This window comes from Micromonospora sp. NPDC049049, assembly GCF_040649115.1.
In the GTDB taxonomy this organism is placed as follows: Bacteria; Actinomycetota; Actinomycetes; order Mycobacteriales; family Micromonosporaceae; genus Micromonospora.
The window spans coordinates 185,931-193,375 of the sequence record NZ_JBEZEX010000012.1; the positions used below are offsets into that span (position 1 = coordinate 185,931).

At 72.6% G+C, this 7,445-nt stretch carries 7 protein-coding genes; 3 read left to right on the forward strand and 4 right to left on the reverse strand.

Translation table 11 applies throughout. The features are described 5' to 3' along the window. Positions 1-9: 9 nt before the first annotated feature. A complete protein-coding gene (locus tag AB0B68_RS15350) occupies positions 10-942 on the reverse strand; it encodes a phosphatidylinositol mannoside acyltransferase (protein ID WP_357204361.1) in 933 nt (310 codons plus the stop codon). A 46-nt stretch (positions 943-988) separates the two neighbouring features. Beyond that, on the reverse strand, positions 989-1,618 hold the full coding sequence (pgsA, locus tag AB0B68_RS15355) for a phosphatidylinositol phosphate synthase (protein ID WP_357204363.1): 630 nt from the start codon (positions 1,616-1,618) through the stop codon (positions 989-991). A gap of 249 nt (positions 1,619-1,867) precedes the next feature. Here pgsA and AB0B68_RS15360 point away from each other — a divergent pair, with 249 nt between their 5' ends. Beyond that, positions 1,868-4,024 carry an elongation factor G-like protein EF-G2 gene (locus AB0B68_RS15360; protein WP_357260413.1) on the forward strand — a complete coding sequence of 719 codons (2,157 nt, stop codon included), beginning with the start codon at positions 1,868-1,870 and terminating at the stop codon, positions 4,022-4,024. A gap of 332 nt (positions 4,025-4,356) precedes the next feature. Here the strand turns inward: AB0B68_RS15360 and AB0B68_RS15365 are convergent, their stop codons facing one another. After that, positions 4,357-5,415 carry an aldo/keto reductase gene (locus AB0B68_RS15365; protein ID WP_357260416.1) on the reverse strand — a complete coding sequence of 353 codons (1,059 nt, stop codon included), beginning with the start codon at positions 5,413-5,415 and terminating at the stop codon, positions 4,357-4,359. Positions 5,416-5,501: 86 nt separating this feature from the next. On the opposite strand from AB0B68_RS15365, the gene AB0B68_RS15370 reads away from it, so the two are divergent. Continuing rightward, positions 5,502-5,672 (forward strand): hypothetical protein, encoded by a 171-nt coding sequence (locus AB0B68_RS15370; protein ID WP_357208294.1) that lies wholly within the window; start codon positions 5,502-5,504, stop codon positions 5,670-5,672. A 72-nt stretch (positions 5,673-5,744) separates the two neighbouring features. Here the strand turns inward: AB0B68_RS15370 and AB0B68_RS15375 are convergent, their stop codons facing one another. Further along, complete coding sequence (locus AB0B68_RS15375) at positions 5,745-6,257, reverse strand: HIT domain-containing protein (RefSeq protein ID WP_357260432.1); 513 nt, start codon at positions 6,255-6,257, stop codon at positions 5,745-5,747. Between the two features lie 164 nt (positions 6,258-6,421). Between AB0B68_RS15375 and AB0B68_RS15380 the strand changes: the two genes are divergently transcribed. Continuing rightward, a complete protein-coding gene (locus AB0B68_RS15380; RefSeq protein WP_357208291.1) occupies positions 6,422-7,162 on the forward strand; it encodes a D-Ala-D-Ala carboxypeptidase family metallohydrolase in 741 nt (246 codons plus the stop codon). The last annotated feature ends 283 nt before the right edge of the window (positions 7,163-7,445 follow it).

The following is a 7,445-nucleotide window of genomic DNA, read 5'->3' on the forward strand; positions in this document are numbered from 1 at the left end:
CCCACCTCCTCAGGCCGGGCCGGAGGCCGACGAGGGCAGCGCCGCGCCCTCCCCCGACCTCGCCTGGTCCAGCCACATCCGCTGCAACATGTGCCAGTCTTCCGGATGACGGGCGATACCCGCCGCCAGACCGTCGGCGATCAGCTGGGTCAGCGACCGGACCCGCTCGTCCAGCGGCCCCACCTCGGGGCCCGGCACCGGCAACGGACCAACCAGCGACGCGCAGGCGGCATCAGGTTCGTACCACAACGAGGCCACGTAGAGCGGCGCGCCGGTGTGCAGCGCGAGCAACGCCGGCCCCGCGGGCATCCGGGTCTTCCCACCGAAGAAGTCCACCTCCACCCCCCGGGCGGAGAGGTCCCGGTCGGCCAGCAACGGCACCACCGCACCGGCCCGCAGCCGGTCCAGCAACACGTCGAACGCCGGGCGCGGCCCCCCGTGGGTCGGCAGGATCTCCATCCCGAGGACCTCTCGGAAGGCCAGGAAACGCTTGTACACGCCCTCCGGCTTGAGCCGCTCCATGACAGTGGTGATCGGCCAACCGGTGGCCGCCACCCAGGCTCCCGCGGCATCCCAGTTGCCGGCGTGCGGCAGGGCCACCACCGCGCCCCGACCGGCGGCCACGTCGGCGGCGAGCATCTCGGCGCCGTCGAGCCGGAAGCCGGACAGGATCTGCGACCGGCTCAGGCCGGGCAGCCGGAACGCCTCCATCCAGTACCGGGCATACGAACGCAACCCACGCTTGACGAGATCGTCCAACTCGGCGTCGGGCACCTCCGGGCCGACCACCCGGCGCAGGTTCGCGCGCAGTCGGGCCGTACCCCCGCCGCCGGCGCGGTGGGCGCGGTCCGCGCCCGCCCGGAACGCCGCCGCCACCAACGGCCGGGGTAGCGCGCGGACCACCCGCCACCCGGCGATGTAGCCCAGCTCGGTGAGGTTCACGCGACTCGGCCGCAGTTCTTCCGACGCCGGGTCGCCGGCACGCCACTCATGCCTGGCCGTCCGGCTGGAGCTGCTGGGCCTGGCGGTAGACGTGCGTCATCCGCTGCCCCACCGTGAAGATCGACACGGCGGCGAGCAGCCACAGCGCGATCTCCAGGGCCGGATCGACACCGACACCGGTGAGGATCCCGCCGACCCCGACGATGAGCAGTCGCTCGGTGCGTTCGGCGATGCCCACGTTGCAGGTCATGCCGAGCCCCTCGGCGCGGGCCTTGACGTAGGAGACGAGGCTGCCGGCGGCCAGGCAGACCAACGCGGCGGCGACACCGGAGTGGTCGCCCTCGGTGGCCAGCCAGTACGCCACCGCACCGAAGACGGCGCTGTCGGCGACCCGGTCCATGCTTGAGTCGAGGAACGCGCCGAACCTGGTGGAGCCACCGCTCATCCGGGCCATCGTCCCGTCGAGCAGGTCGGTGAGCGCGAACAGGGTGACGATCAACGCACCCGCGACCAGATGGCCGCGAGCACCGAAGCCGAGCGCGCCGACGAGCACACCAACGGTGCCCGCGACGGTGACGGCATTGGGGGTGACGCCCGCGCGCAGCAGGGCGCGGGCAATCGGCTCGACGACGCGGGTCATCCCCGCGCGGGCCGACACTTGGAAGATCTTCGCCATGGCGGTCCCCACGATAACGGTCCGCCCAGCTCCGGCGATACGGACGGTACCGCCGACCCGCCCGGGGGAGGCTTGTGCCTACCCGGCAACGGGTGTGAGATCGAGCCGGGAGGTGAGCCAGCTCACCCGTCCGCCCGTCCCGTTCCCGCTGTGCAGCAGACCACCGGAGGATATCGCCGCGCACTCGCCCCGGGCCGCTTCCCGTCGCGCGGCGGTCGCCACCACCACCGGCTGAGGGAGGTGCGCCCCATGGCGCAGAAGAGTCACGAGAAGGGTTCCACCGGCGGCACGCCGGTGGTGACCGAGCCCGAGCGGGTTCGCAACGTGGTGCTCGTCGGGCACTCCGGGGCGGGCAAGACCACACTGGTCGAGGCCCTGCTCGCGGCGACCGGCACGATCGGCCGCGCCGGCACCGTGGTCGACGGCACCACCGTCGGCGACCACGACCCCGCCGCCGTACGCCAGCAGCGCTCCGTCAGCCTGTCCTGCGCGCCGCTGCTGCACAACGGCATCAAGGTCAACCTGCTGGACACCCCCGGGTACGCCGACTTCGTCGGTGAGCTGCGCGCCGGGCTGCGGGCCGCCGACGCCGCGCTCTTCGTGGTCTCCGCCGCCGGCGGCATGGACGCGGCCACCGTCGCGCTGTGGGAGGAGTGCGCCGCCGTCGACATGCCCCGCGCTGTCGCGGTGGCCCGACTGGACCAACCCCGCGCCGACGTCGACGAGACGGTGGCGCTCTGCCAGCGCCTCTTCGGTGACAACGTGATGCCGCTCTACCTGCCGATGCTCGGCGACGACGGGGTCTCCACCGAGGGGCTGCTCGGCCTGATCACCCGTCGGGTCTTCGACTACAGCGCCGGGCTGCCCGCCGACGTCCGCGACCCGGACCCGGAGCACCAGCGGGCCATCGACGAGTCCCGCGACGAGCTGATCGAGGGGATCATCGCCGAGAGCGAGGACGAGACCCTGATGGACCGCTACCTCGACGGCGAGGAGATCGGCGACGAGGTGCTCATCGACGACCTGGAGAAGGCCGTCGCCCGGGGCCACTTCTACCCGGTGGTGCCGGTCTGCGCCCACACCGGCGTCGGGCTCGACGTGCTGCTGGAGGTGCTGACCGCCGCGTTCCCGTCGCCGCTGGAGCACGAACTGCCAGCGGTGACCGGCGTGGACGGCTCGCCGCGTCCGCCGCTGAGCTGCGACCCGGCCGGGCCGCTGGTCACCGAGGTCGTCAAGACCACCATCGACCGTCACGTCGGGCGGGTCTCGCTGGTCCGGGTCTTCTCCGGCACCCTGCGCCCCGACCAGACCGTGCACGTCTCCGGGCACGGCATGGCCGAACGCGGGCACCCCGACCACGACGCCGACGAGCGGGTCGGGCACATCTACACCCCGCTGGGCGCCACCCTGCGGGAAGTGTCGCTCTGCGTGGCCGGTGACATCTGCGCGATCACCAAGTCCGGCAGCGCCGAGACCGGCGACACCATCTCGACCAGGGACAACCCGCTGCTGATCGCCCCCTGGGAGATGCCGGAGCCGCTGCTGCCGGTGGCGATCGCCGCCCGCAGCCGCGCCGACGAGGACGCCCTGGCCCGCAACCTCGCCCGCCTGGTCGCCGGCGACCCCACGCTGCGGCTGGAGCGCAACCCGGAGACCCACCAACTGGTGCTCTGGTGCATGGGCGAGGCACACGCGGACGTGGTGCTCGACCGGCTGCGCGCCGGCGGCGTCGAGCTGGACACCGAACCGGTCAAGGTGTCGCTGCGCGAGACGCTGACAGTGCCCACGACGGGGCACGGTCGCCACGTCAAGCAGTCCGGCGGCCACGGCCAGTACGCGGTCTGCGACATCGAGGTCGAGCCGCTGCCCCGCGGCAGTGGCTTCGAGTTCGTCGACCGGGTGGTAGGCGGGGCGGTGCCGCACAACTACATCCCATCGGTGGAGAAGGGCGTCCGCGCCCAACTGGAGCGGGGGCTGGTCGCCGGGCACCCCGTGGTGGACCTGCGGGTGACACTGGTCGACGGCAAGTCGCACAGCGTCGACTCCTCCGACGCGGCCTTCCAGACCGCAGGCGCGCTGGCACTACGCGACGCCGCCGAGCGTGGCCAGCCGGCCCTGCTGGAGCCGATCGACGAGGTGACCATCCGGGTTCCGGACGGCTCGGTGGGCACGGTGATGGGCGACCTGTCCGGCCGACGCGGCCGGGTGCTCGGCACCGAGCCGGACCCGGACACCGAGGGCCGCACCCTCGTCCGCGCCGAAGTGCCAGCCACCGAGCTGCTTCGGTACGCCGTCGAGCTGCGCTCCATGACGGCCGGCACCGGCACCTTCCGCCGCCACTTCGTCCGCCACGACCCCATGCCCGCCCACCTGGCCGACCAGACCCGCAAGGAACAACTCCCCTAACCTCGCCCTGCCCTGCCCTGCCCTGCCCTGCCCTGCCCCCAGCGATCTTGCACTTCCGGTTGCCGATATGTCGCTACTGCGGCGTAAGTACCCGCAGTAAGTGCAAGATCGGCGGAAGTTGCAGCGGCCTTCGGGTCGATCATGCAGTTGTGGTGGGCGAAAGGTTGCTTGGTGCCCGGTTTGTGCGGCACCACAACTCCTTGATCGACGCGGGCAGGGCGGCACGGGGCGGGGCGGCACGGGGCGGGGCGGCACGGCGCAGCACGAGGCAGCACGGCGCGGCACGCCCTGCGCCGTGGGTGCGGGCTTGGGTGGGCTTCTGTGGGACCTGGTTACGGGTGGACTGTGGGGTGGATGGGGCGGGGCCAGTGGGGGCGGTCGGCGTCGCGCAGGGCCGCGGTGCGGACGGCGGCGAGCTGACGCTCCACCTCGACGAACTGGTCCGCCGGCAGTGGGCCCCGGTGCAGCGCGGCGGCGTTCTCCTCGACCTGGGCGACCGTACGGCAGCCCGGGATCGGGATGGTGCGACCGCTGCGCGCCCAGATCCAGCCCAACGCGCCCTGGGCGAGGGTGCGTCCGTCGGCGGTGAGCGCGGCGCGGACCGCGCCGACCCGCCGCAGCCACTCCGGTGCCGGCCGGCCACCCCGGAACCACTCCAACCAGCCCGGAGCCAGTCCGCGTACGTCGTCGCGGGGCAGCGTCGACGCGGCCGTGTACTTGCCGGTGAGCAGCCCCATCCCGAGCGGGCCCCGGTTGACGCTGGCCAGGTCGTACTTGTCGCAGACGGCAAGCAGCTCGGGAGCGTCGCGCAGCACCGACAGGGCGTGTTGCACGGCGGTGCCACCGGCGGCGGCGTGCCCGAACGCGGCAGCCCGGTCGGTGCGGTCGGTGCTCCACCCGTACGCGCGGATCAGGCCCTCGGCCACCAGGTCCTCGCAGGTCCCGATCAGCGCCTGCGCCCTCGGCACCGACAGATCGGCCAGGTGCAGCTGATAGAGGTCGATCCGGTCGGTGCCCAGCCGGCGCAGTGAGGCGGTCACGGCCTTGCGCAGGTATCCGGGCGACGCGTCCTCGCCGGTGGCCTGACGGCCGGCCTCGTCGAAGGTGTAACCCCACTTGGTGGCGATCACGGCGCCGTCGCGGCGACCGGCGAGCGCGCGGCCGAGCACCCGCTCACCGTGCCCGGCCCCGTACGTGTCGGCGGTGTCGAAGAGGGTGATGCCCAGTTCGAGTGCCCGGCGTACCGCCCGCACCGACTCGTCGTCGTCGACAGCACCCCAGCCCAGTGGCTGGGCGCCCTCCGCCCAGGGCCCGCCGATCGCCCAGCACCCCATGCCGAGGGCGCTGACCTCGATGCCGCTGCGCCCCAACACCCGTGTCGTGACTGCCATCGGCCGATCGTGCCACCTTCGGCGGACCGGGGCGTAGCAGATCGGCGGGCGGACACGCGGGCGCACGGGGACGGTCACGGTGCGGCATGATCAACGCTGTACGACGGCTCGGGGTCGACATCGGCGCAGTGATCATCGAGCCGGCCGACGACGACGCGGACACCTCGTTCTTCGGCGCGCACCACCTGCGTACCCCGGCCGTCGTCGGAGCGTTCGGCCCGGCGTTCGACACCGGGTGGAGAGCTGGTCGTGGCTGACCCCGCTGCTGCGCGCCAACTAGCCGGACCGGCGCAGAGGTCGCGCGACCGGCGCGGCGCGGCCGGCGTCGGTCAGGACGGCCAGGCGCGGGCGAACAGGTCCCGGGTGTCGCCGAGCAGCTGCGGCAGGACCTTGGTGCGGCCGATCACCGGCATGAAGTTCGCGTCGCCGCCCCAGCGCGGCACCACGTGCTGGTGCAGGTGAGCGGCGATGCCGGCGCCGGCCACCCCGCCCTGGTTCATGCCCAGGTTGAAGCCGTGGGCGTTGCTGACCTTGCGGATCACCCGCATCGCGGTCTGGGTGTACGACGCCAGCTCGGTGGTCTCCGGCACGTCCAGGTCCGTGTAGTCGGCGACGTGACGGTAGGGGCAGACCAGCAGGTGCCCAGGGTTGTACGGGTAGAGGTTGAGCACCACGAACACGTGCTCGCCCCGGGCCACCACCAGGCTCTCCTCCGGAGGCAGCTTCGGCCCCCGGCAGAAGGGACAGCCGGTGGGCTTCTCGTAGCCCTCGGCCGGGCGGTCCTCGCCGGAGATGTAGGTCATGCGGTGCGGCGTCCAGAGCCGCTCCAGACCGTCCGCCATGCCGTCACTGTCCGTGTGCCGTTCCACCCCTGTCACGAGCCGATCCTACGGAGCCCCGCGGGCATGCCGCGACACCCGCCGTCGGGAAACCCGGCATTGCAAGTTCTTGACGGATCAAGGCGAAGGCATGAAACTTCCATCCATCCACGTACTTCCATGCATTGATGGAGGGCTACATGTACCGACGGCTCGGCAGGTTCCTCGCGGCACTGGCGATGACCGCCGCCACCACAGTGGCCGGCGTCACCCTCACTGCCGGCGCGGCCCAGGCGGACGGCTGCTACACCTGGGGACGCACCCTGTCCCAGGGGGCGTCCGGCGAGGATGTCCGGCAACTCCAGATCCGGGTCGCCGGCTACCCCGGCTACGGCGCGGTGCTCACCCTGGACGGCGCGTACGGCCCGGCCACCCGATCGGCGGTGATCCGCTTCCAGCAGGCGTACGGGCTGCCCGCCGACGGCATCGCCGGCCCCCAGACGTTCAACCGGCTCTACGCCCTCCAGGACGACGACTGCACCCCGGCCAACTTCAGCTATTCCGAGCTGAACAAGTGCAACAGCGACTGGTCCGGCGGCGCGGTCTCGGCGAGCACCGCCCGGTTCAACGCGCTCGTCTCGATGTGGAAGCTCCAGGCCATGCGGCACGCCCTCGGCGACGTGGGCATCGCGATCAGCAGCAGCTTCCGCAGCTACGCCTGCAACAGCGCCGTCGGCGGAGCGTCGAACAGCCGACACCTGTACGGCGACGGGGTGGACCTGGTCGGCTCCCCGTCGTTCTGCCGGCTGGCGCAGCAGGCCCGCAACCACGGCTTCGGGCAGATCCTCGGCCCCGGCTACCCCGATCACAACGACCACACCCACGTGGCGGCGGTCGGAGGCTGGTCAGCGCCGAACTGCGGCATCTGACACCTCACGCCGGCCGGCCTCCCGCCGTCGGTCCCACCCACGCCAGCCTCCCGGCGTCGGTCCCACCCGCGCCGACCTCCCGCGCCGACCTCCCGCGCCGGCTTCCGGGCGAAGATCGCGCCCGAACATGGAAGTAGTGGCCTCCCATACCGGGGAGGCCACTACTTCCTGGATCGAGCACGATCATGCGGCGGGGGCGGGCCGCACCACGCAGGCCGCGCGAACGGACCGCACCGTGCGGACGGGCCGCACCGTGCGGACGGGCCGCACCGTGCGGACGGGC